Below are 24,302 nucleotides of genomic sequence, written 5' to 3'. Positions count from 1 at the left end.
CGCGACGTCCGGGTGGTCGTACACCCACGGCACGGGCACCCCCGCACCCCAGGGACAATGGACAAGCGCCGACAGCCACTCGCGCGCACCGGCACATGGACGCGCACGACCAGCGCGAGAGCCCGCACGTCGCCCGCACTTCACCCGCACCGCACCGCACCTCCAGGAGTCACCGTCTTGTCCGAGCGCACCTCGTACGCCGACCGCACCGAACTGCAGGCCGACTGCGGCAGCTGCTTCGGGCTGTGCTGTGTCGCGCTGCCCTTCTCGCGCTCGTCGGACTTCCCCGTCGACAAGGCGGCCGGTACGCCGTGCGGCAACCTCCAGGAGGACTTCGGCTGCGGGATCCACGAGCGGCTGCGCGACAAGGGGTACACCGGCTGCACGGTCTTCGACTGCTTCGGTGCCGGACAGAAGGTCTCCCAGGTCACCTTCAAGGGCATCGGCTGGCGCGAGAACCCGGACTCCGCGCGTGCGATGTACGAGGTCTTTCCGGTCATGCGCCAGCTGCACGAACTCCTGAAGTACACCGCCCAGGCCCTGGACCTGCCCGCGGCCCGGCCCGCCCACCGGGATCTGCGGCGCGCGTACGACCTGATCGACGGGCTGACACGGGAAACCCCGGAGACGGTGCGCGAGGTGGACGTGGACGCGCTGCGCGGCGAGGTGAACCCGCTGCTGCTGCGCGCCAGTGAACTGGCGCGCGCCGCCGTACCCGGGCGCAAGAAGAACCACCGCGGCGCCAACCTCATGGGCGCACGCCTCCGCGGCGCGAAGCTGCGGGGTGCCAGCATGCGCGGCGCGCTCCTCGTCGCCGCCGACCTCTCCGACGCCGATCTGCGCGACGCCGACCTGATCGGAGCGGACATGCGCGACACGAATCTGTCCGGGGCGGATCTGACCGGGGCTCTCTTCCTCACCCAGCCGCAGCTCGTCGCCGCGCGCGGCGACGCCCGTACGAAGGTGTCGAGCCCCCTGGAGCGCCCCGCGCACTGGGCGGCATAGGCACCGGCACTGGCACTGGCACTGGCACTGGCACTGGCACTGGCACTGGCACTGGCAGCATCGTCACCGGCGCCCAGGAGTCGCCTCCTCTCCCGACGTGGACCGGCTCCTGGCACCCCCGCGTCCCGCCGGGCCCCGCCCCGGGTGCGCCAGCGTGACCAGTGCGGTCGCGGAGAGCAGGACGAACCCGAGGACGACGACAGCCGTCGACATGGCGGTCGTGCCGCCGAGGGCACCGGGCAGAGGGGCCGCCGCGGCACCGAGTACGAACTGCGTACCGCCGAGCAGGCCGGACGCGGCGCCGGGAGCGTCGGCGCCGATCGCGAGGACGAGCGTGGTCGACGCCGGGAGCAGGAGCCCGAAGCCCGAGGTCAGGCCGAACAGGCAGGCCCATGTGGCGGGCAGGGTGCTGATGCCGACGGCGAGGAGCAGCGCCAGCGTGGTCATGGACGCCACGGTGATCGTCACACCGGCGGCGAGCAGGGACATGAGCCGGACACGCCCGGCGAGGCGGCCGAACAGCATCCCCGCCGCCACGGTCCCCACGGCATTCGACGCGAACACGAGTCCGTAGCCCGTGGGTGACAAGCCGTAGCCGTCCTGGAAGACGAAGGGCGAGCCGGTGATGTAGGCGAACACGGCGGCCAGGCCGCAGCCCAGGACCAGGAGCTGGCCGATCAGTTCGCGGCGTCGCAGCAGGACGCCCATCGCGGCGAACACCGCGCGTACGCCGCCGGTCCCGCGCCGCTCGGCGGGCAGCGATTCGGGGACCCACGCCCACACGGCCGCCGACAACACGAGTCCCATCGCGGACAGCGTCACGAACACCAGGCGCCAGGACCCGACACCGAGGATGAGGCCGCCTGCGACCGGCGCGAGGACCGGCGCGGTCATCGCGATCACGCTGAGGGTCGCGAGCCGGCGGGCCGCCTGGGTACCGGTGAACCGGTCGCTGACGACGGCCCGCCCGACGACGAGCCCCGCGCCGCCCGCGAAGCCCTGCAGCAGCCGCGCGACGTCGAACACGACGACGGACGGAGCGAGCGCGCAGACCAGCGACAACACGCTGAACAGGGCTGACCCGGCCAGGAGCAGCCGCCGCCGTCCCCACGCGTCGCTGAGCGGGCCGAGGACCAGCTGGCCGACGGCGAGACCGACGAGGCAGGCCGTCAGGGAGAGTTGGACGGCCGAGCCGGTGGTGCCGAACGAGGCGGCGATCTCCGGGAAGCCGGGAGCGTACATGTCGGTGGCGAACGGCGAGACCGCCGAGAGGCCGCCGAGGACGACCACGAGTCGGCCTGCACGGTTTCGGGAGGATGAGGATGAGGATGACGATGACGATGAGGGTGAGGGTGAGGTGGATTCTGTGCTGACGGTCATCGTTCTCCCGTGCGCTCTGTGTGCTCCGTGCACTCTGTGTGCTCCGTGCGATCTGTGTGCTCCATGCGCTCTGTGTGCGCCATGTGCGCCATGTACTCCGTGTACTCCGCCCGCTTTCGACATCGTCGGCACCGGAGCGGTGGCGTGGTGTGGAGCGCCGGGCTCAGGAGTGTGGAGACCGCTGCGTCGGGCGGTGCCCCGTGCCCTGCCTCAGGAGTGCGTACGCCTGAAGCGGGCCGGACTCGTCCCCCGGTCGCGCCGGAACGCGTAGCCGAAGTTGCTCGGCGAGGCATAGCCGACCTCGTGCCCGACGCGGCCCACCGGCCAGTCGGTCCCGACGAGCAGCTCCGCGGCCCTGTCCAGGCAGCGGCGCCGGTGGTACTCCCCCACCGACATCCCGTACAGCGCGCGGAACCCCGTGGTGAGGCGCCGGACCGACATCGACGACCTGCGGGCGATGTCGGACAGGGTCGGGGGCGTGTGGCGTTCCTGCCACAGCAGGTCGGGTACGCGGCGCAGCGCGGCCACTTCGTGGTCGGCGAGGGCGGGCCCCCGGCCGTCCACGAGCTCGGGCTGGGCGGCGAGTTCGTCGACCACGGCGGCCAGCGCCGCGGTCAACCGCGACTGGAGGAACAGCAGGCGTCCCGGGGACGAGCGCCGGTGCAGGAAGATCTCCGCCAGGGGCGTCGCGGCCGGGCGCAGCGCGGTGGCGGCCCGCCCCAGGTACTGATCGTGTGCGACGTGGTCCGGACGGTTGTCCGGGACGGCGTCCACGCCGAGACCGGCGAGGTGGGACCGGAGGCCGGACCAGGTTCCGGTGATCGACACCGCCCGGTACCGCTCGCCGTCGGCGTGCGCGACCGACCCCTCGGTGGCGCGGCGCGGGCTCAACGCCACCGAGCCGGCCCGCAGGTCGCCCGCTCCGGAGCGGGTCTCGCTGATGTGCATGCGCCCGTCGACGCAGTGTTCCAACTCGAAGTGGTCGCCGGGGAAGGCATACCGGATCTCGTGCCCGCCGGTGAACGCGACGTCGTAGCGGACAATGTCGAACCCGCTCCGCAGCGACGTCACTTCGATCGTGCCGTCCCCCACCTCCGGGTGGAGCCGGTGCCGGACGGTTCCGTCGCCGGTGTCGTCGGGCTGGGCGATCGACGCGTAGTAGGCCGCGTACGCGGCGTCCAGGGCGGCCGCGGCAGCGGTGTCGGCCGCGCCAGCGGAGACGGCCGCGCCGACCGCGCCCGCCGCTCCGGGCAGCCGATGGATCCGGGTCACGGGACGAGCGTCCCATCCCTGCGATCAGGTTCTCCGCGTGTCTCGTTCATGGTGTCTCGTTCATGGTGTCTCATCCATGAACTGCACATAGATGAACGGGTACGGGAGGTTCGGTTCCTCGTAGGCGGTGCGAACCCGGTGGCCGAATGCCGTCAGCACGCTGACCACCGCCGCCGTCAGCGTGGCGGCCGCGCCCATCACCTCCAGCCGCTCCCGCGCTCCCTCCCCGCGGTAGCCGTCCTCATCCGGCACGTACCAGCGCAGCAGCAGTTCCTGGCCCGAGGGGTCGCTCGGGCAGGAGTAGAGGTGGAGGACCACGCCGCAGTGCACATGGGAGCGGTCGTCGGAGTTGTCGACGACGTGCGCGGGGATGCCGACCTTGGCGAGGTCGGTGATCACTTTCGCCGCCAGGGGGGTGAGCGGGTGGCGGTCCATGTTGCGTAGTTGGGGCGGCAGTTCGTCCATCCGGGCAGCGTAGCGAGGCGGTCGCTCGGGCGGGTGTCGGGGCGAGTGCCGGGGCGTTTGTCGTGGCGGTCGCTCAGGCGGATGCCGTGGCGGGTGCCGTGGCGGGTGCCGTGCCCCTGGCTCACGTCTCCGGGCGAGTCCATCCGCGGGGCCTGCCCCGGCGTGGCTCGCGAACTCACCCCGCAGGAACGCGCCCAGCGCCTGCCCGCCCTGCCGTCCCACCCCGCCTGCGGCTGACGGTCCACGACGTTCGGGGGACGTCCCGTCGACGCCATCGGCGACGGCCGCGTCCGGCAGCTCCGAGGATGGCCGCATCTTGACCTCTACTTTAGGTTAGCCTTACCTAACAGTCCGGTTGAGTCTCTTCCATCGCCCTGGAGTATCTGGATGCGTCCACACCGTCCACACAGCAATCGCGTCACGCGGCCGACCCCCGCCGAGCGCGTGCGGTCCGTCCTGCTCGCCGCACGGTCGATGACAGTGGTCAGCGACGGGTGCCACACCGAAGTGCACCGGCTCGACGGCGCGGGCGCGATGGGGCACATGCATCTGCACGCTCCCCCGGAGAGCATCCCGGCCACGCCGCACGGCCGCCTCCCGGTCCGCCTCGAACTCACCGACATCGCCCCGACCGCGGCGCGCGACCGCCTGCGTGCCCGGGTCACGCTCACCGGACTGCTCACCTCGCCCTACGACAGCGCGTCACAGGAGAGTGCCTGCATGGAGTTCGGCCAGGCGCTCCTGGAGGACGGCGACGGCCGCCACTTCGTCACGCTGGAAGAGCTGGTGGCGGCCACCCCCGACCCGATCGCGCGCGAGGAGGCGGACATGCTGACGCACCTCGTGGACGACCACCACGAGCTCGTCCCCCTCCTGGTCCGCCTCGTACAGCCCCAGCCGACGCGGGACTTGGTGCGCGCGGTCCCCCTCGCGCTCGACCGCTACGGGATGACCCTCCGCCTGGAGTACCCCGCCTCGCACGTCGACATCCGGCTCCCGTTCGCCACCTCCGTCAGCCACATCGACCAGGCCGGCCCGCAGATCCGCGGCCTCCTCGCCTCGGCCCGCCGCGCCTCCCACCGCAACCGTCTGCTCGCCTGAGAAGACTCGCCCGAGAAGACGCGGCGCGAGGCAGGCGCAGCCGGGTCAGCAGTCGGCGCAGCCGGTCAGGCCGGCGGCCGTCAAGGTGAGGTGCTGGGCGAGGACCTCCGCCGCGGTGTCGGCGTCACGCGCCAGCGCGGCCTCCTCCAGGCGGCGGTGCTCCCGCGCGCCGTCCCGGTCGGGCAGGCGCAGCGACGACCAGCGGCGGGCCAGCTCGCTCGCGATCCACATGCGGTCGAAGGTCTCCAGGAGCACGGGGTTGCCGCACCCCTCCAACAGGGCCCGGTGGAAGAGCCGGTGCGCCTCCGACCACGCGTCGCTGTAGTACTCGCCCTCGTCCGGCACGTACGGCTCGGTACGGGCCAGACGGTGGTGGGCGGCCCGCACACGCGCCTCCCAGTCGACGTCCCCGCGCTCGACGGCCATGCGCAGCATGACGGGTTCGACGGCGCGCCGGGCTTCCGCGATCTCCTGCCAGCGGCGGTCGGAGTAGGTCGGGACGGCGAAGCCGCGATTCGGCAGCCGGTCGGCGAGCCCCTCCCCCACCACCCGCACGAGCGCCTCGCGCACGACAGCGAGACTCACCCCCTGCTCCTTCGCGAGGTCCTGGGGCTTGAGGGCGTCACCCGGGGCGTAGTCCCCGCGCATGATCGCGTCCCGCAGGCGCGTGTGGACCTGCTCGGAGAGCATCCGCTTTCCCGTCGAGGCCGAGGTGCCGGCTGTCTGAGTCATGAGGTCACCATAGACGATCCCTTCAATAATCGATTATCCGTGTTATGGTCGATTCATCGGCGCTGAGGCAGCACGAACGACAGCACGAACGACAGCACTGACGCCGGCGCGACGCCGGTAGCGCACGCCCCGATCGTGCGGCTCCCGAGCCCGCGGCACCCGAAGCCCGCGACCCCTCGCCCCCTCACCGCCCTCACCCAGCACGGCCTGAAAGGAACGACGCGATGAGCGCCAACGACCCGTTCGCCCGCCTCCCCGAGGCGGCCTCCTTCACCGTCACCAGCACCGCCGTCACCGAAGGCGCCCCCTGGCCGCCCGAGCAGCTCTCCGCCGGTGTCCCCGGCGGCAAGGACCTCTCCCCGCAGCTCTCCTGGAGCGGCGCGCCGGACGGCACCAGGAGCTACGCCGTCACCGTCTACGACCCCGACGCCCCCACCGGCTCCGGGTTCTGGCACTGGGCGGTCGCCGACATCCCCGCCACCGTCACCGAACTGCCCGAAGGAGCGGGCGACGACACCGGCGCGGGCCTGCCCGAGGGCGCCTTCCAACTGCCCAACGACGCCCGCGCCGCCCGTTACCTCGGCGCGGCGCCGCCCGCAGGACACGGCCCGCACCGCTACTTCGTCGTGGTGCACGCCCTCGACGTCGAGTCCATCGGCGTCCCGGCCGAGGCCACCCCGGCGATCCTGGGGTTCACGATGGCCGGCCACATCCTCGGCCGCGCGGTCCTGACCGCCACCGCCGAGACCTCCGCCCGACCCACGGCATGACCCACCTCATCGACACGACACAGATGTATCTCCGCACCGTCCTGGAACTCGAGGAGGAAGGCGTGGTCCCGCTGCGCGCCCGCATCGCCGAGCGCCTGGACCAGAGCGGCCCCACGGTCAGCCAGACCGTCGCCCGCATGGAGCGGGACTCGCTGCTGCATGTCGCCGGTGACCGGCACCTCGAACTGACGGAGGAGGGGCGGCGCATCGCGACCCGCGTGATGCGCAAGCACCGGCTGGCGGAGTGCCTGCTCGTCGACGTCATCGGCCTCGAGTGGGAGCAGGTCCACGCCGAAGCCTGCCGCTGGGAACACGTGATGAGCGAAGCCGTCGAACGCCGCCTCTACGATCTGCTGCGGCACCCGACGGAATCGCCCTACGGCAACCCGATCCCGGGCCTGGAGGAACTCGGACGGCCGGCCACCACCAAGTCCCCTGCCGCCGCCCTCACGGACAGCACGGTCAGCCTCAGCGACCTGGAGCCCGGCCTCGACGGCGCGCGTGCGGTCGTACGGCGCATCGGGGAGCGGATCCAGACCGACCCGCGGCTGATGCACACCCTGCGGCACGCCGGGGTCAGGCCCGGCGCGACCGTGCGGGTGACGGCCTCACCGGACGGCGGTGTGCTGGTCGGCGACAGCGGGGACACCGCCGCCGAACTCCCCTCACGGACCGCCGCCCACGTCTTCGTGGCCGCGTGCTGAACGGATTCGTGGCCGCGTGCTGAACGGATTCGAGGCGGCGCATGGAACGGAGCGGGCGGGGCCCCCCACCACAAAACCAATTGTGGGGGGCCCCCCCCCCACCACCCGGGGGCGGGGGGCCCGCCCGCGTCGCCCCTGTCCGTGACCGCGAAGCGCCGTCGCCACGACGCCTACGGCAGCAGTCGCTACGACGGCGACGGCATCATCCGCCACACCTGATCCGTGTTCGCCGTACGGTCCCACTGCTCCGCCTGGGCTCCCTCGTCCTTGCTCTGGCCGCGGATGCCGAGGTACTTCCCGCTGCGGAGGTTGGCGAGCGTGTAGGTGTTGTTCTCCGGCGGGCCCTCCGGTGTCATCGCCCAGGTGTGGAACCGGTAGCCGTCGCAGGAGAACTGGTTGGCATTGGCTCCGTTGTCCAGGCTTCCGTTGCTGATGGCCAGGCATCTGCCGCTGTTGTCGTTGACCACGGCGACCTTGCCGTCCCCCAGTTCGACGACCTGCCAGCGCTGGTCGGTGGCGCCCGCGCAGGTGCGCTGGATCGCCCTGGCGCCGTCCGCGCCGCTCTGGCCGAGGATGCTCAGGCACTTGCCGCTGTTGGCGTTGACCAGCGTGGTGCCCCACTGCCGGGGCGGCTGCTGCTGGGCGAAGAGCGAACCGGGCTGCTGATTGCACTCCCACTGCCGCAGCGGCGCACCGTCGGCCGTCGAGGACTCGGTCACCTCCAGGCACTTGGGCGAGGACGACGTCATGGTCTGGAAGCCGACCCCGTCGCCGATGGACACGATCCGGAAGCTCACGGCGTTGCCGCTGCCGCACTCGGCGAGCCGGAGCGCCGCCCCGGCCTCGGGGCTGGCGTTCTCCACCCCGACGCAGGTGCCGCTCACCGCACTGACGATGTTCACCGCACCGGCGCCCGCCCCCGAGGCCTGCAAGTACCAGCGGGCAGCGGGCTTGCCGAAGCAGCGCCCCTGCCGCACCGGCTGGCCGAGGGCCGACGTGGGGGTCTCCACGCACAGCTTGCTGTGCGTGGAGACGATGTTCACCACTTGCGCGGCGGAGGCGGCGGCCGGAGTGCGGGCCGCAACCACGGCGTGTGCGGGCAGACTGAACACCGCGGCGTGCGCGGGCAGACTGAACACCGCGGCGACCAGCGTGCAGAGCAGGGCCGCGGCGAAGGCCGCCGCCCCCGCCGGGATCCGACGTGGGCTGCGCCGGTGCCGCCGGGCACTGGCCTGTATGCGCATCCCGAAACTCCTTCCGTGACGAGGTACGCGCATGGCTAGGGGTGCAGGGCCGTCCAGGTCGCCGCGTCCACGACACCTGTGTCCGGCAGGCTGAACTGCTGCTGGAGGTGTTTGACGGACGCTTCGGTGATGACCTCGAAGGAACCGTTCACCGGGACGGTCTGATAGCGGTAGACCTCGTTGAGGATGCACTGGAGGTGGCGGACCGCCTCACCGGTGTCGCCCTTCTTCAGCGTCGGATGGCCGCCCAGGTACATGCACAGCCGCCACTCCGTCGTCGCCGCGGCGGAGCGGCCCGTGGCGTGCGCGGACGCCGCCGTCGGCGCGGCGGCGAGGACCACGGCACCGAGCAGCGCCGCGACGGCCATGCGTCCGCGGTTCTGTCGCATCGGTGCGCGCCGGGCCGTGCGGCCATCGGTCGCCACCGTGAGTTCGTGGGACTCGTGTGTCATGTCAGCTCTCCGATCTAGAACCACGGACACCGGGGCAGGTCGGGGTAGGGGCGCTGGGTGCCCGCGGGCAGTCGCACGACCTCCGCGGGGACGACTCCCCAGCCCTTGATCTTGGGCATGGTGCCCACCTGATCGCCCTGCGTGTAGTACCAGGTCTTGTCGCCCTGGGTGTCCGCGGGACCGGTGGTGAAGCAGGGGAACCACGACGGCGACATCTTCAGCCAGCCGGTGACGGGCGAGGCGAAGTCGGCCCGCGCGTAGACGTCCGAGGGCAGGTTGTCGCAGTACAGCGCCTTGGTGAAGACATTGCCGATGGCGTCGCGCAGTTGGATGTTCTCGCGCAGCTCACACGTGGGGGCTCTCCCGGCCGCCCGCGCGGGCGCGGCGAGACCGGCGCCGACGGCCAGGATCCCCAGCGCCGTCGCGACGGAGGCGCTCCGCCGCAGCACGGAACGGACCCGGTGCCCGCGGGCGGACACGTCCCTGTTCGCCTTGGTCGTCTTCATGGTCGTCTTCATGTCCACGGGCACTTCGCAAGTCCGGGGAAGGGATGTTCGGGCGCCTTCACCGACGTGGCCGGCATATAGCCCCACGCCTTCGCGGCCGGGGTGGCCACCACCTGGTCGCCCTGGGTGAGGTACCACAGGTCGGTGCCGGGATAGCTGCTGCCCTGCTTCCAGCAGACGAACCAGGCGGGCGAGTAGAGCATCGTCCCGATCACCGGACTGGTCGACCGCGACTGGAGCCTGATGTGGCCCGGCTCCACCTCGCACAGCAGATCCCCGGTGTACCTGCGCCCGGTCCAGTCGATGTGCTGCTCGGTGGGGCGCAGGCGGCACTCGGCGGCGTCGCCCGCCGCCGCTGCCTGCCCCGGCGGCATCAGCACGCCCGCGAGCGCGCAGAGCACTCCCGGGATCACACGCCTTGCTCGTCTCGGTCTTCGTACGGCATCCCTGTCGGCCATGCCGCCCCCACCTCCGAACGCGTCAGGAACCGTCCACCGGAGCACCGGCTGTACTCCACCGGCGTACTCTCACCGACGTCCCTGATACGGAGCTGACACGCCCTCCGCGGAGCTGACACACCCACCCCTTACGGAGCCTGACACACCTTCACGGTGTGGCGGGGGTGAGGAAGTCCCGCAGGTCCACGACCCGGTACCCCGCCCTGCCGATCTCGTCCACGATGCGCGGCAGTGCCCGGGCGTCCAGGACGACGCCGCCGCTCGCGCTGCCCACGTGCATCTGGATGATCGCGCCCGGTGCGAGCGCGTCGCGGGCGCGGGCGACGACCCGGTCGACGGTCATGCCCCGGGCGGGGCCGAGGTAGCCGTTGGTGTCGGCGGTGAACTCGATCGCGGCGTAGCCGAGGGCGTTGACGTCGGCGATCGCGTCCGGGGTGGTCGCGCTGTACGGGAACCGGAAGAACGGCAGCGGCTCGGTTCCCGATGCCGTGCGGATCGCGGTGTCCGCGCGCCGCACTTCCCGCCGGCGTTCCCGGGTGCTCAGGGAGTCGAAGTACGGGTGGCTGTGGGAGTGGTTGCCCAGGCCGTGCGCGGCGCCCATGGCCCGTACGGACGCCGGGTGCGCCTTCGCGAAGGCGCCGGTCGGGAAGAAGGTCGCCGCGATACGGCGGCGCCGCAGCTCGGCCAGGACGGCGTCTAGGCCGCTCTCGTTCCAGGCCGCGTTGAAGGTCAGCGCGACCACCCTGCGGTCGGTGGGCAGCCGGCGGATCGCCTTGCCGAGCAGGGCGGCAGGGGGCCGGGGGCCTGGGGCCGGGGTCGCGCGAGGGCCTGCGGCCGCGGTCGCGCCGGGGCTCGCGGCCGGGGTCGCGCGGGGACCTGCGGCCGCGGACGGTACGGGTGATGCCGCTGCGGCCGGTACGGGCCGTGGGCCTGCGGCACGCCGGGGCGCCGCCGCCGCGCCCCGTCCCGGGAGGCAGGGCGCGATCCCCGCGGTCAGCAGTCCGGTCAGCAGTCCGGTCAGTACGGCCCTTCGCCTTGGATGCATGGCCCAAGTCTGGGGGCGGCGGCACGCTCCCCCACCGCCACTCGGGTCCGGCACCCGGGTGATTCCTCCGCGCCGCGAAGTCGCGTGCTTCCGCGCGCTCCCCTGCGGGACTTGAGCTCTCCAGTGGTGGACGGTGAGGGTGAAGTCGCAAGGAAGGTGCAGCCGCAGGAGGGTGACGTGTCGCCCTCAGTGCGGGCGAGCATCACCGGCGAGCCGAGAGGTGACGGGACCGGACATGGGCCAGAGCACACGCAGCGTCCCGCGGAACAGCCGCTGGGGCCGGGCGGTCGTCGTCGGGGGCGGGTACGCGGGTCTCGTCACGGCGCGCGTCCTGGCCGACCACTTCACCGAGGTGCTCGTCCTGGAGCGCGACGCGCTGCGGTCCGACAGCGGGGTGCATCCGCATGTACCGCAGGGCTATCACGCGCACGCGTTGCTGGCCCGCGGCGGTGAAGCCCTGGAGCGGCTCTTCCCCGGGCTGCGGGACCGGCTCGGCGACCTCGGCGCGCCCGTCTTCGACTACGGCGAGCGGATCAGCTTCCTGCTGCCGACGGGATACGCACCGGCGGACCCCGTCGGCGTGTCCGTGCAGACCTGCACGCGCGACGAGCTCGAACGGCGGCTGCGGGAGCGCGTGTCGGCGCTCCCGCAGGTGCGGCTGCTCGCGGCCACACGCTGCGAGACGGTCACGGCGAGCGCCCCGGGCCGCCTTGACCAGGTCCACTACCGCACCGCCAAGACCACCACGGACACCACCACGGACACCGCCACAGACACTGCCACCGAACCAGGCACAGACACAGACACAGGTACAGACACAGGCACAGGTATGGACGCCGACACCGACGCGGTCACCACCGTCACCGCCGATCTCGTCGTGGACGCCTCGGGCCGCTCCACGTCCGTCGACCGCTGGCTGTCCGACGCGGGCCTGCCGGCGTCCGGCAAGGCCGTCGTCAAAGCGAAGATCACCTACACGTCCGCGTGCTACGTACGCCCGCCGCAGGACCGGCAGGACTTCGACATCGCGTACCAGATGACGTTCGCGCCCGGCGTCCCGCGGGGCGGCGTGGTCCTCGCCGTGGAGCACCATCGCTGGATGTGCTCGCTGTTCGGCTTCGACCAGCACGTGCCGCCGACCGACGACGAGGGCTACCTCGGCTTCGCCCGCACCCTCGGCAATCCCCGCATCGCCGAACAGATCGTGTCCGGCACCCGCGAGGGGGAGATCCACCGCTACACCAACCCCGGCAACGAATGGCGCCTGCACCACAAGAACAGCCGCTGGCCCGAGCGTCTGATCGCCATCGGTGACGCGCTCTGTGTGTTCAACCCCGTGTACGGGCAAGGACTCACGGTCGCCGCGCTCGAAGCGGAGCTGCTCGGCGGGCTGCTGCGGCGCCGCAGGGCGGCGGAGTCCGGGCTCGACGGCCTCAGCCGGGCCTACCACCGCGCGACGGCCCGCCTCATCCAGGTCCCGTGGACCCTAGCCAGCAGCTCGGACCTGATGTGGGCCCCCGGCGGACAGCCACCGGCGGCACGCTTCGCGCACTGGTACAACCAGCGGGTCTTCGCTCTCGCCGTGCACGAGCCGGACGTGTGGGCCCGGTTCGTGCGCGTCCTGAACATGACGGCTCCGCCCTCGCTGCTGTTCCGCCCGGCCGTGGTCGCCAAGGTGGCACGGCACGCGATCTTCCGCCGGGGTGTCGAGAAGCGTGGTGCCCGTTCGACGAGAGGGTGAAGGCAGTACTTCCCCGGACCGAGGAGCACCCCATCGTGACAGTGAAAGTGACAGTGACCGCGGACATGGCCGTCTCTCTCGACGGCTACATCGCGGGAACCGGCGTTTCCGTGGACAACCCGGGCGGCGACGGCGCCGAGCCGCTCTTCGCGTGGATCCACGAGCTGGCGAGCTGGCGGGAGCGCCAGGGCATGGACGGCGGCGTGGAGAACCGCGACTCGGAGCTGCTGCGCGAGTGGTTCGACGCCACCGGAGCGGTGGTGATGGGGCGGATGATGTACGACACGGGCGAGGAGTTCTGGGGCGCGAATCCACCGTTCCGCGCCCCCGTCTTCGTCCTCACCCACCGTCCGCGGCCGACCCTGGTCAAGGAGGGCGGCACCACTTTCACGTTCGTCGCCGACGGCATCTACAGCGCCCTGGAGCAGGCGAAGGCCGCCGCCGGGAGCAGGAACGTCGACATCGCCGGCGGCGCGAGCACGGTGCGGCAGTATCTCGGGGAAGGGCTCATCGACGAGTTGCAGCTGCACGTGGTGCCCGCGCTCCTGGGCGACGGACTGCGGCTCTTCGAGGGGCCCGGGACCGGGCCGCGGGCCCTGGAGCCGGTCAGGGTGGTCGACACTCCTCTCGCCACCCACCTCAAATATCGCTTCGTGAAGTGATTCGTGAAGTGATTCGTGAAGTGATCCGTGCAGTCAATCGTGCAGTCATCGGTGAAGTGAGCGGATGTGCGGGTGTGCGGGTGTCAGGGGCGGGGGCGCGTGGCCGTGTCCAGGTAGAAGGCGTCGATGTTCTGGACGGCCTGCTCGAACTCCTCCAGGTTGACCGGCTTGGTCACATAGGCGTTGGCGTGACTGCTGTAGGCGCCGGTCACGTCCTCCGGCGCGGTGGACGTGGTGAGGACGACCACGGGGATGCTCTGCAGGTCCTCGTCGGTCTTGAGGACCTTCAGCAGGTCGCGGCCGTTCATCCGCGGCATGTTCAGGTCGAGGACGATGAGGTCGGGGCGGGCGGTGCCCGGCGTGCGCAGGTGCTCCAGGGCGGCGACTCCGTCCTTGACCTGGACGAGGTTGCGGGCCCCCCGCTCGGAGAGGGCCTCCTCGATGAGCATCGCGTCGGCGATGTCGTCTTCGACGAGCAGGACGTCGAAGGGGCGGGCGGGGGTGGTCATCATCGGACGCTCCGTGCGTTTCTCGTGGGAGTGATTGAAGAGTCCCGGCCAGCGGCGCCGGGCGCCCTGCCGGGTCACGCCGCAGGCGGCGCCGATCTGCGGATAGCCCGCCCCCGCGCGGGCCGCGGCCACGGCCACTTCCCGCTGCAGCCGTTCGGTGGCCTGCTGGAGGTGGTCGAGGAGGTGGAGCATGGCCAGTGCCTCCGTCGGGTCGTCGCCCGGTGCCGAGGCGTACGGTGCCGCGGCGCCCGGTGCCGCAGCGCCCGGTGCCGCAGCATCCAGAGCCGGACCGCCCCAGGGCAGCCCGTCCGTCGTCGGACCGCCCGACGCGGGACCGCCCGGCATGGGACCGCCCGACGCGGGACCGTCCGACGCCGGGGCATCGAGAAGTCTGCGGGCGAGGCGCTGCGCGAGGTGGCCGACCGCCGCGTCCGCGATGGCCGCGGTCTCCTGCGGAGTGGCCCGCAGTACGAAGTTCGTGCCTGGCATACCTGGCACTCTAGGTGCCCGATCATCTCCGCGACAACAACCGTTGTCGCCCTCTAGAGTGTCCTGGCCGCACATCGAGGCGGCTGTCACAGCGAGGAGTCCCCAGGATGACCGGCGAGCAGAGGCAACCGCGTACGCGGGGGCTTTCCCTGTGGACGACCCGGCGGTGGCTCCGCACCGGCGTGGCCGTGTCGTTGGCGGTCCTGGCGGTGCTCGGTCTGACGGGCGCGTGGGTCCTGGCCCGGACCGGGACGCTCAGCAAGGACCTCGTGGACGTGCGGTCGCCCGCGCTGTCCACCGCGATCCGCCTGGAATCGGCCATCCTCAACCAGGAGACCGGCATCCGCGGCTACGGCCTCACCGGCACACCGGGGTTCATCGCCCCGTACGAGAGGGGCCTCACGGAGCAGCGGACCAGCAGCGCACGCCTCGCCGAGCTGCTCGACGACGACCGCGACGCCCTCGACGACCTGAAGGCCGTACAGGAGTCCACGGCGAGGTGGCAGAGGAGGATCGCGCGGCCCGTCGCCGCGGCGAAGCCCGGCGCGCCCTCGCCGCTGGCGGCGGAGCGGGCCGCGGAGGGCAAGGCGGCCTTCGACCGGGTGCGCGCGAACCTGAGCAGGCAGCAGGAGCGGCTGCGCGCGGACCGCCTGCGGGCCAGGGACGACCTGATGTCCACGATGACCCTGCGCAACTGGGTGTTCGGCGCCATCGGACTCGTCATCCTGTTCCTGACCGCCGTCGTCTTCGAAGGGCTGCGCCGCGGTATCAACAGGCCGCTCGAACGGCTCGGAGCGGACGCCCGCACCATCGCCGGCGGTGACTTCGACCACCCGATCTCCCCGACGGGGCCCGCCGACCTGCGGCGCCTCAGCGGTGAGATCGACTCCATGCGCCGGCGCCTGGTGCGGGAGCTGGCCTTCACCGAGGAGGCGCGCGTCCGTCTGGACGCGCAGGCCGCCGACCTCCAGCGCTCCAACGCCGAGCTGGAGCAGTTCGCGTACGTGGCGTCGCACGACCTGCAGGAGCCGCTGCGCAAGGTCTCCAGCTTCACCCAGCTCCTCCAGCGGCGCTACGGAGGTCAGCTCGACGAGCGGGCCGACCAGTACATCGACTTCGCGGTCGACGGGGCGAACCGCATGCAGACCCTCATCAACGACCTGCTCGACTTCTCGCGCGTGGGGCGGCTGCACAACGCCCACCAGAGCGTCGACCTGGACAAGGTGCTCGAACAGACGCTGTCCGCGCTGAGCGTCGGCATCGAGGAGTCCGGCGCGACGATCACCCACGATCCGCTGCCGTCCCTGGTCGCCGACCCCACCCAGATGGGCATGCTCTGGCAGAACCTCATCGGCAACGCCGTCAAGTTCCGGCGCCCCGGGGAACCGCCGAAGATCCACGTCACGGCGGGGCGCGAGGGCGACCTGTGGCGGTTCACCGTGACCGACAACGGCATCGGCATCGAACCCGAGTACGCCGACAAGGTCTTCGTGATCTTCCAGCGGCTGCACACCAAGGACGCCTACAGCGGCAGCGGCATCGGCCTCGCGATGTGCAAGAAGATCGTCGAGTTCCACGGCGGCACCATCGCCGTGGACCAGACCCATCGCGGCGGCGCACGCATCGTCTTCACCCTCACACCCGAGCCCCCGGAGAACTCCGGCTCCTTCACCGTGCCGGAGGCCGCTCTCCCGGGCACGGAGCAGGCGAGATGACCGCGTCCATGACTCTCGCCCCGGGCGGCGCCGCCGCCGAGCCGCTGTACCGCATCCTGTTGATAGAGGACGACCAGGGCGATGCCCTGCTCGTCGAGGAGCTCCTGTACGACACGGGACTGCGGTTCGAGCTGACCACCCGCACCACGCTCGCCGAGGCCCGCACCGAACTGGCCGGCAGCACGATCGACTGTGTCCTGCTCGACCTGCACCTGCCGGACGTGTCGGGCATCGAGGCGGTCGCCGCCGTCCGCGGCCTCGCCCCGCACACCGCGGTGATCGTCCTGACCGGTCTCTCCGAGGCCCAGGCCGGTTCCGACGCCATGGCCGCCGGGGCCCAGGACTATCTCGTCAAGGGCAAGGTCGAGGCAGACCTGCTGCGTCGCACGGTGCGCTACGCCGTCTACCGCAGCCAGACCGAACGCGCCAGCGCCGAGGCCCAGGCCGCCCGTCTGCGGGCGGAGGAGAACGCCCGTCTCGAACGCGGTCTGCTGCCCCAGCCGATGCTCGACACCTCCACGGTGCGGGTGACGTCCCGCTATCTGCCCAGCGCCGAACTGGCGTTGCTCGGCGGCGACTTCCTCGACGTGGTGGAGGGCGACGACGGGCTGCTGCACGCCGTCGTCGGCGATGTGAGCGGGCACGGCCCGGACGCCGCCGCGCTCGGCGTGTGCCTGCGCATCGCCTGGCGTTCGCTCATCCTCGGCGGACACCGCGGCGACGATCTGCTGCACCTGATGGAGCGCATCCTGATCGCCGAGCGCGGCAGTCAGCAGCTCTTCGCCACCTGCACCCTCCTCACCCTCGACCAGGACGCGGGCACCGCCACCCTGCACCTCGCCGGCCACCACGAGCCCCTCCTCACCACGGCCGACGGCACCCGGGAGCTGGCCGCCGCGCACGGCATCGCCCTCGGCATAGCTCCCGGGCTGCGCAGCTGGCCCGCCACCACCGTCCGGCTCCCGGCAGCCGGGGCCCTCACCCTCTACACCGACGGCCTCACCGAGGGGCACAACGGGGCGACCGGCGAACGCCTCGGCGTGGAAGGGCTCCTCGCCCTCATCGGGAAGCTCGCGACCTCGGATCCGGCTGCCCACGTCGACCTCCTGATCAGGGAGACCCACGCACTGAACGCCGGGCAGCACACGGACGACGTCGCCGTGCTCCGCCTCGACTGGGGCGGCAGGATCCCCCGCGGCTGACAGCGGCAGGGCTCGGTCCGGCATCGACGAGGCACGCGATCTGGGCCGATCGGCTCTTCTCCCCTCGCGTCGCGCGGGGGATGCTGGGGGCTTCGGGGGCATGGCGCGGGCACGAGCCCGCTGACACACACACCACAGTTGCCGCATCGAGCGGCACGCGTTGCGCCTGTGGCTGTGGCTGAGCCTGTGGCTGTGGCTGTGGCTGTGGCCGGCCGCTGTGGGAGACGGTGCGCTTCGACGCACCGCACAAGGACGTGTTCCAGATCAGAAGGACGTACTCCAGTTCAGGGGGAAAGCCATGTTCTTTTCCGTTCGTTCAACGACCGGTTCCCGGGGGCGGAGGTCGGCGCCCCTGTGGGCGGGGGCACTGCTGGTGAGCGCCGGGCTCACGCTGTCCGTGGCGCCGGCCGGGCACACCGTGCCCCGTACCGCCGCGCAGGGCTGCACGATCACCGGCACACCGGGCGACGACGACCTCGTGGGCACGACCGGCGACGATGTCATCTGCGGCCTCGGCGGCAACGACCGCATCAGCTCCAGGCCGGGCAACGACACCGTGTACGCCGGTGAGGGCGATGACAACGTCTCCACCAGCTTCGGCAACGACGTCATCTATGCCGACGAGGGCAACGACACCGTCTCGACCAGCACCGGCAACGACACCATCCACGGCGGTGGCGGCAACGACAAGATCAACGGAAGCATCGACAACGACACGCTCCACGGCGAGGCCGGGAACGACAGCGTCAACGGCGGCAACGACAACGACACCCTCGTCGGCGGGGACGGGAACGACGTCCTGAGCGGCAGCAACGGCGACGACTCCATCGACGGCGGCTCCGGCGCCGACGAACTCCGCGGCAGCAACGGCAACGACATACTCAACGCCGTCGACGGCCTGGCCAACGACTTCGTCGACGGCAGCAACAACACCGACACCTGCTCCGCCGACCCCGGAGACGTCCTCCGCAGCTGCCCCTGACCACCACACCACCTCGTAGAACACCACCTCGAAGAAGCGCGAAGGGGCCGAGTGGCCGGGACACATCACCGCACCGTGTCCCGACCACCCGGCTCCCCCACCCCCGGCCGGGTCAGTCCTCGACCCGGCCCAGTGCCGCGGCCCGCAGGTCGCGCAGGAGACGGAACTCCCCGGCCCGGGTCCGCAGGACCCGGCGCTCCTCCTCCCGCGCCGCCGCGGCGACAGCCGGTGCCAGGGCGCTCTGGCGCTGGCACCGGGCGTCCTCGGTCGCGGTCCGCAGCTCGAATCGCACGGCCTCCCGCGGGGACAGACGTCCCGCCGCGACTTGTTCCAGCTTGCTCACGACCAGGGCTCGGCTCCGCTTCGGTGTCGCGGCGGGCAGGCCCGACCGTTCCATGCACGACGCCCACTCCCGGTGGGCCGCGCGGACGGGCCCGGCCCGCTCCACGGCGGCGACGACCTGGTGCGACAGGCCCTGGAAGGTGTACTGGAGCCGGTCCCAGCGCTCCCCGTACACCTCGGTCCGGGCCCGCTGGACGCATCCGTCGGTGTTGAAGAAGACCTCGCCGCCACCGGGCAGCGGTACGACGACCCGGTGGGCCCGGGTCCCGAACAGGGCCCGCTGCCACTGGGCGCGCTGCGGGGGAGGCACCGACGCGGACTGGTCCTGCGGCGGGCCGCCGCGGTCGCGGTGCCCGCTGAGCCCGTAGCCCGAGACGCGGGCCGACTCCTCGCCCAGCAGGCCGTAGGGGTTGTCAGGTCCGGCAGCCGCGGGCAGAGCAGGCGGGACGCGGTAGCGGAACCCCTGTGCCGCCATGCAGGCGGCGGTGGACCGGTGCTGCGCCTGACTGAGTGCCGCCTGCTGGGCGGGCGAGACGCTGCGCACTCCCCCGCCGGGCCGGCCCACGGCCGGGGGGGGGGCGCGGTCCGGTTCGTCCCGGACCGCGCCACAGCCGACCAGCGTCACGGCCAGACAGACCGTCGCGACGGCGGCGGCACCGGTGCGCCCTATCGGATCCACTGGTTCGACGCGACGTTCCGCCAGAGGGCCGAGCCGTCGATGCTCTTCCAGCCGCTGCCCGGGTTCAGGCCGCTGACGGTACCGGGAGCCCCGGTCCACGTCCGGGAGTTGTACGCGTTCGCCGAGGACGGCTGTTCCACGACGTAGGCGCACAGGCGGCCGGACGGGCAGGCCGAGGCCTGGGCGGGCGCGGCGGCGATCAGTGCGCCGCCGGTGGCGAGCACACCCGCCGAGAGCGCGGCGGCGACAGTCTTCTTGATCATTTGATCCCCCTGTTTCCTTCAGCTTCCGGACTCCCCGGTCCACGGGCTTCCGGGCTTGCGGCCTTCCCGGCTTCCAGGTGTCCCGGCTTCTGGGGACGACACTGCACCGGCGGCCTGCCGTAAACCTTGGGCGGATCTGCAATCCGCAGGTGGGAGCAGGCTTTGCCGACGTCTGGGCGTCCAGCGTGCGAACGCCGCACTTCCACGTGATGAAGATCACCGGGGACAACCCCGGCCCCTCACGCCGCATCTTTCTCCGTGATCAAGAAGTCCATCCCAGGAGCTGTTGGCCGAGTGGCCGGTACGTCAGACAAGGCAACACCGCTTATGCACCCCGAAAAGCGCGGCTTCGCGCGAGCAACCCGTCGTGACGTCATCGCGGCCTCCCTGTTGTGCGCAGTCGTCCCCCTCGGCGTGGGGACAGTCGTGGCGACCCGCTCGGAGAAGGGCGAGGGGACCATCACCCCGCACCAGCCCCCGGACCTGAGCACGGCGGCGCCCTCGGGTACCTGGGCGGCCTCCGGGCCGCAGCCCAGGACCGCGGAGTCGATCGTGCAGATCGTCGCCCACCCGGACGACGACCTGTTCTTCATCAATCCGGAGGTGGGCCAGGCGCTGCGCAGCGGCAGGCCGGTGGCGACGATCTTCCTGACGTCGGGTGAGTCCAACGGGATCAACGCTCCCCGGCGGGGCACGTACCGCGGTCGTCCCCGGCCCGCGCGCGACTGGCGCAGATACGCGAAGGCACGCCAGAACGGCATCCGCGCCGCCTACGCGGAGATGGTCACGGGCCGCACCGACCACCCGTGGCGGCGCAGCGCCATCGCCACGGCGGGCGGCGGGCAGGCGGAGCTCGACACGCTCCAGGGGTACCCGCACATCCACCTGGTGTGGTCCCTGCTGCACGAGGCGGGCAGCATCACCGGCGACCGCCCGCACAGCCTGCACGGCCTGTGGGACGGCCGTGTCGCCGCGCTCGGCTCGCAGCTCGTGCACGGCGGCGTGGTCTCGCGTGACTTCTCGTACACGCGCGAACAGCTCATACGGACCCTGACCGGCCATCTGGAGCGCTTCAAGCCGACGCAGGTGCGGATGCAGAATCCGACGCCCGGCCGCCTCGACCGCAACCTCAAGTGCGCCGACCACCAGGACCACCGCTTCGGCGCCCGGTTCGTCCAGCAGGCCCTCGCCCGCTACGCCGCCACCGGCTCGCGCCCCCACTTCACCGTGCAGACCTACATGGGGTACTTCAACGGCGGTCTGCCCCGGGCCCTGGACCCGGCGTCCGGCGCGTCCAAGGCCCGCACGCTGGAGACGTACTCCTGGAGCGACGTCTCCAGGAACGCCTGCCAGGACCCGGCGGGCTGCGGTGACCTCAAGGTGGCCGCACACCCGAAGCACCGCTGGTCGCACAGCATCCACCACGCCGCGGACACCGGCGCGGGCTGGCTGCTCGCGGGCGAGGACGACAGCCTCAGGGCGTTCGCCGTGCTCGACGGCCGCATAGCGCACTGGCACCGTCCGGGCGGCGACCGCGCGCGGTGGCGCACCGGCCGCTGGACGGGACCCGCGCTTCTGCGGGAGACCGGCGTCGACACCGGCATCCACCCCGTGGCCCTGCCCGACGGGCGGATCGCCGTCTTCGGCACCCGCACCCTGTTCGGCGCCCGCCCCGCCGACTACCGCAGGGAGGTCGGCTTCGCCGTGCAGGAGTCCCCGGACGGCGCCTTCGGGCCCTGGCAGTCCCTCGGTACCCCGGAGGTGAACGACGAGATCGGCACCAACGACATCAGCGCCCCCGCCGTCGTGGTGCACCGCGACGGTGCGCTCGCGGTGTACGTGCGCGACAGCAGCCATCAGCTCACCACCCGCGTCCAGCGGGAGGCGGACGGGGAGTGGACGCCCTGGCGCGGCCTCGGCGGCGAGGCGGTGCACGGCGACCCGGTCGCCGCCACCGACCGCACGGGCCGCTCCTACGTCCTGGCCGCCACTCCGCACACCGTCCTCGCCTGGATCCAGGACGAGCCGGACGCGCTCGTCCGCGGCCCGCTGCCGACCGGGCTTCCGCCCACCACGCTGCCGCTGACCGTGCGCCCCGACGACGACGGCGTGCGGATCTTCTACCGCGTGCCGAACTCGGGGAACGTGCGGAGCGCCCGTCTGCACGCGGACGGCCTCGCCCCCGCGGCGGCGTCGCGGGGCGGCCGCAAACCGCTCACCGCCCACCAGTCGGCGGACCTGACCGACTTCGGCGGGGTGGGCGGCTACGGCCCGGTGAGCGTCACCTCCAACGAGTGGGGCGGTGTCCTGCTCGCGGTCCGGTCCGCCACCGGGGACGTCGCCACGGCCTGGGGCACGTCCGGCGCCGCCAGGCACCGGCCGCAGTGGAACCGCACCGGCGTCCTGCTCGCCGGTGCCCCCTCCAGCGCCCCCCTGGCGTCGGGCGGCGTCGCGCTCACCATGCTCGGCCTCGACAGCCGGCTGTACTGGACCCATGCCACGCGTGAAGGAGGACGTCTCGCGCCCTGGCAACCGGTCGAACCCCCGGCGCCCGCCCGGTCGAGGGCGTGATGCCCATGACCTCGCCGGACACGCGCGACCCCTTCTTCGACAACGCCAAGTTCCTGCTCATCGTGTTCGTCGCCCTCGGGCACTCCTGGGAGCAGATCGTCAACGGCACGCATACGCTGCAGGCCGTCCACACCGTGGTGTACGCGTTCCACATGCCGGCGTTCATCCTGCTCTGCGGCTACTTCTCGCAGCGTTTCAGCGCCCGGCCCGACCAGATGCGGCGGCTGCTCGAAGGGGTGCTGATCCCCTATCTCCTCTTCGAGACGGCCTACTCGGCCACGAACAGCGCGGTGCGGGGTGAGCCCTTCGAGCTCACCCCGACGGAGCCCACGTATCTCTGCTGGTTCCTGATCGCGCTGTTCCTGTGGCGGCTGAGCGCACCCCTGTGGCGTGCCGTGCGCCATCCGGTGGCGATCGCCGTCCTGGTCTCCCTCGCCGCGGGCTTCACCACGATGAGCTACGACCTGGCGCTGCCGCGGGTGCTGATGTTCCTGCCGTGGTTCGTGCTGGGCCTGAGCCTGCGCCCGCACCACTTCGACGTCGTGCGCACACGGGCGGCCCGCCGCTGGGCCGTGCCGGCCTTCGCGCTCGCCGGGGCCGGGGCGTATCTCTTCGTCCCCGCCCCCGACGAGCACTGGCTGTCCATGGACGTCGGGTACACCGAGCTCGACGTGGGTCCGCTGCGGTACCTGGTGGTGCGCCTCGCCCTGTTCGTGCTCAGCGCCGTCCTCGTCGCCTCGTTCCTCGCCTGCGTGCCGCGGCGCCGGACGCTGTTCACCGCGCTCGGCGCCGCCACGATGTACCCGTACCTCCTGCACGGCCTGCTGATCCGCGCGGGTGAGGCCGCCGGTCTCTACCCGGTGCTCAAGGACCTCGGCCCGGTGGGGCAGGTCGCTCTCACCCTCGCTGTCGTCGCGGTGGTGTTCCTGTTGTCGACGCGGCCGGTGCGGCTGCTGTTCCGGCCGTTGGTGGAGCCGCGGCTGCCGCGGTGGTCCGTGCCCGAGCCGCCGGCGGCGGCGCAGGACGGACCGGACGGCGCTCTCACAGGACGTCGGCCGTCGAGATCACGACCATCTTCGTGACCGACCCGTCGTCGCCCACCACGTCCCGTACGTGGCGGAAGCCGAGGCGCTCGGCCATCGCCAGGCTGGCGGCGTTCTCGGCGCCCACCATGCCGTAGGCCTCCTTGAGACCCAGGTTGTCGGCGGCGTGCCGCAGCAGTGTGCGGACCACCTCGGTGCCGAGTCCCTTGCCCCAGTACGCGGGCGCCAGGGCCGTGATGAGTTCGTGGCCGTCCACGTTGCCTGTCTTCTTGACCTCGGCGTGGCCGACGTACTGGCCCTCGTGCCACAGGCCCCACACGTCGAACAGGTTCTTGGGGTAGATCTCGGTGAGCATCATGCGGAACGCCTTGCGCAGGTCCTCCTCCGGCACCTGGTCCTGGCCCATCCATCGGCACACCTCCTCGTTGCGCAGAAGGGTGACGAAGTCCTCCTCGTCCTCGGATCGGTACGGCGCGAACTCCAGCCGTTCGCTGTGCAGTGTCGGCGTCATCGGCGAACTCCTCGAGCAGAACTGGAAAGAAATGGGACGGCGAATGGGACGGCCGCGCTGTGAACGGGGGAAGTGCGGCCCGAGGGTTGCGGGGGGATGAAACGAGGGGGGCGTGAGGGGGGAGAAGGGGTGAGAGTGCTGGGGACGGTGCCCGGGGCGACGGCAGGCGCTGTCGTCGCCCCGGACGGCACGGATACGGACTAGGATCCGGCGCTCTCCATGCGCTCGCGCAGGCTGCGCGGGCGCATGTCGGTCCAGACCTCGTCCACGTAGGCGGAGCACTCGGCCTCGGTGCCTTCCTTGCCGACGCGGTGCCAGCCGGCGGGCACGTCGACGTCGACCGGCCAGAGCGAGTACTGGTCCTCGTCGTTGCGCAGCACCTGGTAGCGGGTGTTCTCGTCCATGTCAGGCTCTCCGTGATGGGTTGCGGTCCCGTGGGACCGGTTCGTCCGCGGTGGG

25 protein-coding genes are annotated in these 24,302 nt (G+C 71.9%); 11 read left to right on the top strand and 14 right to left on the bottom strand.

Annotation, left to right across the window (positions count from 1 at the left end; translation table 11 throughout):
• The first annotated feature begins 177 nt into the window (after window positions 1-177).
• Window positions 178-1,005 carry a pentapeptide repeat-containing protein gene (locus tag GPA10_RS11270; RefSeq protein ID WP_157165374.1) on the top strand — a complete coding sequence of 276 codons (828 nt, stop codon included), beginning with the start codon at window positions 178-180 and terminating at the stop codon, window positions 1,003-1,005.
• A gap of 63 nt (window positions 1,006-1,068) precedes the next feature.
• Here the strand turns inward: GPA10_RS11270 and GPA10_RS11265 are convergent, their stop codons facing one another.
• The 3 genes from GPA10_RS11265 to GPA10_RS11255 form a co-directional block, all read right to left on the bottom strand.
• A complete protein-coding gene (locus GPA10_RS11265) occupies window positions 1,069-2,295 on the bottom strand; it encodes a multidrug effflux MFS transporter (RefSeq protein ID WP_343040669.1) in 1,227 nt (408 codons plus the stop codon).
• A gap of 300 nt (window positions 2,296-2,595) precedes the next feature.
• Complete coding sequence (locus tag GPA10_RS11260) at window positions 2,596-3,657, bottom strand: helix-turn-helix domain-containing protein (protein ID WP_343040668.1); 1,062 nt, start codon at window positions 3,655-3,657, stop codon at window positions 2,596-2,598.
• 60 nt (window positions 3,658-3,717) lie between these two features.
• A complete protein-coding gene (locus GPA10_RS11255) occupies window positions 3,718-4,122 on the bottom strand; it encodes a hypothetical protein (RefSeq protein ID WP_157165372.1) in 405 nt (134 codons plus the stop codon).
• Between the two features lie 387 nt (window positions 4,123-4,509).
• Here GPA10_RS11255 and GPA10_RS11250 point away from each other — a divergent pair, with 387 nt between their 5' ends.
• Window positions 4,510-5,223, top strand: a complete 714-nt coding sequence (locus tag GPA10_RS11250) for a DUF2470 domain-containing protein (RefSeq protein WP_157165371.1) — start codon at window positions 4,510-4,512, stop codon at window positions 5,221-5,223.
• A 45-nt stretch (window positions 5,224-5,268) separates the two neighbouring features.
• On the opposite strand, the gene GPA10_RS11245 is transcribed toward GPA10_RS11250, so the two are convergent.
• Complete coding sequence (locus GPA10_RS11245; protein WP_157165370.1) at window positions 5,269-5,955, bottom strand: GntR family transcriptional regulator; 687 nt, start codon at window positions 5,953-5,955, stop codon at window positions 5,269-5,271.
• Between the two features lie 224 nt (window positions 5,956-6,179).
• Between GPA10_RS11245 and GPA10_RS11240 the strand changes: the two genes are divergently transcribed.
• Together GPA10_RS11240 and GPA10_RS11235 are read left to right on the top strand one after the other, a co-directional pair.
• Complete coding sequence (locus GPA10_RS11240; protein ID WP_157165369.1) at window positions 6,180-6,725, top strand: YbhB/YbcL family Raf kinase inhibitor-like protein; 546 nt, start codon at window positions 6,180-6,182, stop codon at window positions 6,723-6,725.
• Entirely contained in the window at window positions 6,722-7,429 is a 708-nt protein-coding gene (locus tag GPA10_RS11235; RefSeq protein ID WP_157165368.1) for an iron-dependent transcriptional repressor DtxR, read from the top strand. Before GPA10_RS11240 ends, GPA10_RS11235 begins: the two co-directional genes overlap by 4 nt.
• A gap of 185 nt (window positions 7,430-7,614) precedes the next feature.
• Here GPA10_RS11235 and GPA10_RS11230 read toward each other — a convergent pair whose 3' ends face one another.
• The 5 genes from GPA10_RS11230 to GPA10_RS11210 form a co-directional block, all read right to left on the bottom strand.
• Complete coding sequence (locus GPA10_RS11230) at window positions 7,615-8,673, bottom strand: RICIN domain-containing protein (RefSeq protein WP_157165367.1); 1,059 nt, start codon at window positions 8,671-8,673, stop codon at window positions 7,615-7,617.
• Window positions 8,674-8,708: 35 nt separating this feature from the next.
• The gene (locus GPA10_RS11225; RefSeq protein WP_157165366.1) at window positions 8,709-9,125 is read right to left on the bottom strand and encodes a peptidoglycan-binding domain-containing protein; all 417 of its coding nucleotides are present in this window, start codon (window positions 9,123-9,125) and stop codon (window positions 8,709-8,711) included.
• A gap of 14 nt (window positions 9,126-9,139) precedes the next feature.
• Window positions 9,140-9,631, bottom strand: coding sequence for a hypothetical protein (locus tag GPA10_RS11220; protein WP_157165365.1), 492 nt, complete (start codon window positions 9,629-9,631; stop codon window positions 9,140-9,142).
• Window positions 9,632-9,639: 8 nt separating this feature from the next.
• A complete protein-coding gene (locus tag GPA10_RS11215; RefSeq protein ID WP_157165364.1) occupies window positions 9,640-10,044 on the bottom strand; it encodes a hypothetical protein in 405 nt (134 codons plus the stop codon).
• Between the two features lie 193 nt (window positions 10,045-10,237).
• On the bottom strand, window positions 10,238-11,134 hold the full coding sequence (locus GPA10_RS11210; protein WP_157165363.1) for a polysaccharide deacetylase family protein: 897 nt from the start codon (window positions 11,132-11,134) through the stop codon (window positions 10,238-10,240).
• A 235-nt stretch (window positions 11,135-11,369) separates the two neighbouring features.
• Here GPA10_RS11210 and GPA10_RS11205 point away from each other — a divergent pair, with 235 nt between their 5' ends.
• Window positions 11,370-12,875: an FAD-dependent monooxygenase gene (locus GPA10_RS11205; RefSeq protein ID WP_157165362.1), complete on the top strand. Its 1,506-nt coding sequence runs from the start codon at window positions 11,370-11,372 to the stop codon at window positions 12,873-12,875.
• Between the two features lie 47 nt (window positions 12,876-12,922).
• Complete coding sequence (locus GPA10_RS11200; RefSeq protein WP_343040708.1) at window positions 12,923-13,537, top strand: dihydrofolate reductase family protein; 615 nt, start codon at window positions 12,923-12,925, stop codon at window positions 13,535-13,537.
• An 83-nt stretch (window positions 13,538-13,620) separates the two neighbouring features.
• Here the strand turns inward: GPA10_RS11200 and GPA10_RS11195 are convergent, their stop codons facing one another.
• Window positions 13,621-14,535 carry a response regulator gene (locus tag GPA10_RS11195; protein ID WP_246259015.1) on the bottom strand — a complete coding sequence of 305 codons (915 nt, stop codon included), beginning with the start codon at window positions 14,533-14,535 and terminating at the stop codon, window positions 13,621-13,623.
• Window positions 14,536-14,642: 107 nt separating this feature from the next.
• Between GPA10_RS11195 and GPA10_RS11185 the strand changes: the two genes are divergently transcribed.
• From GPA10_RS11185 to GPA10_RS11175, 3 genes are all read left to right on the top strand, one after another.
• Complete coding sequence (locus GPA10_RS11185; RefSeq protein WP_157165361.1) at window positions 14,643-16,250, top strand: sensor histidine kinase; 1,608 nt, start codon at window positions 14,643-14,645, stop codon at window positions 16,248-16,250.
• A gap of 8 nt (window positions 16,251-16,258) precedes the next feature.
• Window positions 16,259-17,452: a PP2C family protein-serine/threonine phosphatase gene (locus GPA10_RS11180; protein WP_425505721.1), complete on the top strand. Its 1,194-nt coding sequence runs from the start codon at window positions 16,259-16,261 to the stop codon at window positions 17,450-17,452.
• Window positions 17,453-17,825: 373 nt separating this feature from the next.
• Window positions 17,826-18,434, top strand: coding sequence for a calcium-binding protein (locus GPA10_RS11175; RefSeq protein ID WP_058846928.1), 609 nt, complete (start codon window positions 17,826-17,828; stop codon window positions 18,432-18,434).
• 112 nt (window positions 18,435-18,546) lie between these two features.
• Here GPA10_RS11175 and GPA10_RS11170 read toward each other — a convergent pair whose 3' ends face one another.
• Window positions 18,547-19,455 (bottom strand): hypothetical protein, encoded by a 909-nt coding sequence (locus GPA10_RS11170; RefSeq protein ID WP_157165359.1) that lies wholly within the window; start codon window positions 19,453-19,455, stop codon window positions 18,547-18,549.
• Window positions 19,443-19,718: a hypothetical protein gene (locus GPA10_RS11165; protein WP_157165358.1), complete on the bottom strand. Its 276-nt coding sequence runs from the start codon at window positions 19,716-19,718 to the stop codon at window positions 19,443-19,445. Before GPA10_RS11165 ends, GPA10_RS11170 begins: the two co-directional genes overlap by 13 nt.
• 426 nt (window positions 19,719-20,144) lie before the next feature.
• Here GPA10_RS11165 and GPA10_RS11160 point away from each other — a divergent pair, with 426 nt between their 5' ends.
• On the top strand, window positions 20,145-22,289 hold the full coding sequence (locus GPA10_RS11160) for a PIG-L family deacetylase (protein WP_198351567.1): 2,145 nt from the start codon (window positions 20,145-20,147) through the stop codon (window positions 22,287-22,289).
• 5 nt (window positions 22,290-22,294) lie between these two features.
• Window positions 22,295-23,371 (top strand): acyltransferase family protein, encoded by a 1,077-nt coding sequence (locus GPA10_RS11155; protein ID WP_246259014.1) that lies wholly within the window; start codon window positions 22,295-22,297, stop codon window positions 23,369-23,371.
• Here GPA10_RS11155 and GPA10_RS11150 read toward each other — a convergent pair.
• Together GPA10_RS11150 and GPA10_RS11145 are read right to left on the bottom strand one after the other, a co-directional pair.
• A complete protein-coding gene (locus GPA10_RS11150) occupies window positions 23,331-23,843 on the bottom strand; it encodes a GNAT family N-acetyltransferase (RefSeq protein ID WP_058846932.1) in 513 nt (170 codons plus the stop codon). The genes GPA10_RS11155 and GPA10_RS11150 overlap by 41 nt on opposite strands.
• A 200-nt stretch (window positions 23,844-24,043) precedes the next feature.
• Entirely contained in the window at window positions 24,044-24,247 is a 204-nt protein-coding gene (locus GPA10_RS11145) for an MbtH family protein (RefSeq protein WP_058846933.1), read from the bottom strand.
• Window positions 24,248-24,302 lie beyond the last annotated feature (55 nt).

It is taken from the genome of Streptomyces typhae (assembly GCF_009755605.1).
GTDB classification, from domain to species: domain Bacteria; phylum Actinomycetota; class Actinomycetes; order Streptomycetales; family Streptomycetaceae; genus Streptomyces; species Streptomyces typhae.
Note: the sequence above shows the minus strand (reverse complement) of the source record. Positions and strands in the feature narration are given on the sequence as shown.

Coding starts and splice junctions, on each gene's coding strand:
- GPA10_RS11240 (WP_157165369.1), top strand. CDS start 6,180: ATGAGCGCCAACGACCCGTTCGCCCGCCTCCCCGAGGCGGCCTCCTTC.
- GPA10_RS11180 (WP_425505721.1), top strand. CDS start 16,259: ATGACTCTCGCCCCGGGCGGCGCCGCCGCCGAGCCGCTGTACCGCATC.
- GPA10_RS11155 (WP_246259014.1), top strand. CDS start 22,295: ATGACCTCGCCGGACACGCGCGACCCCTTCTTCGACAACGCCAAGTTC.
- GPA10_RS11150 (WP_058846932.1), bottom strand. CDS start 23,843: ATGACGCCGACACTGCACAGCGAACGGCTGGAGTTCGCGCCGTACCGA.
- GPA10_RS11185 (WP_157165361.1), top strand. CDS start 14,643: ATGACCGGCGAGCAGAGGCAACCGCGTACGCGGGGGCTTTCCCTGTGG.
- GPA10_RS11235 (WP_157165368.1), top strand. CDS start 6,722: ATGACCCACCTCATCGACACGACACAGATGTATCTCCGCACCGTCCTG.
- GPA10_RS11245 (WP_157165370.1), bottom strand. CDS start 5,955: ATGACTCAGACAGCCGGCACCTCGGCCTCGACGGGAAAGCGGATGCTC.
- GPA10_RS11210 (WP_157165363.1), bottom strand. CDS start 11,134: ATGCATCCAAGGCGAAGGGCCGTACTGACCGGACTGCTGACCGGACTG.
- GPA10_RS11165 (WP_157165358.1), bottom strand. CDS start 19,718: ATGATCAAGAAGACTGTCGCCGCCGCGCTCTCGGCGGGTGTGCTCGCC.
- GPA10_RS11205 (WP_157165362.1), top strand. CDS start 11,370: ATGGGCCAGAGCACACGCAGCGTCCCGCGGAACAGCCGCTGGGGCCGG.
- GPA10_RS11220 (WP_157165365.1), bottom strand. CDS start 9,631: ATGAAGACGACCAAGGCGAACAGGGACGTGTCCGCCCGCGGGCACCGG.
- GPA10_RS11225 (WP_157165366.1), bottom strand. CDS start 9,125: ATGACACACGAGTCCCACGAACTCACGGTGGCGACCGATGGCCGCACG.
- GPA10_RS11255 (WP_157165372.1), bottom strand. CDS start 4,122: ATGGACGAACTGCCGCCCCAACTACGCAACATGGACCGCCACCCGCTC.
- GPA10_RS11250 (WP_157165371.1), top strand. CDS start 4,510: ATGCGTCCACACCGTCCACACAGCAATCGCGTCACGCGGCCGACCCCC.
- GPA10_RS11195 (WP_246259015.1), bottom strand. CDS start 14,535: ATGCCAGGCACGAACTTCGTACTGCGGGCCACTCCGCAGGAGACCGCG.
- GPA10_RS11230 (WP_157165367.1), bottom strand. CDS start 8,673: ATGCGCATACAGGCCAGTGCCCGGCGGCACCGGCGCAGCCCACGTCGG.
- GPA10_RS11145 (WP_058846933.1), bottom strand. CDS start 24,247: ATGGACGAGAACACCCGCTACCAGGTGCTGCGCAACGACGAGGACCAG.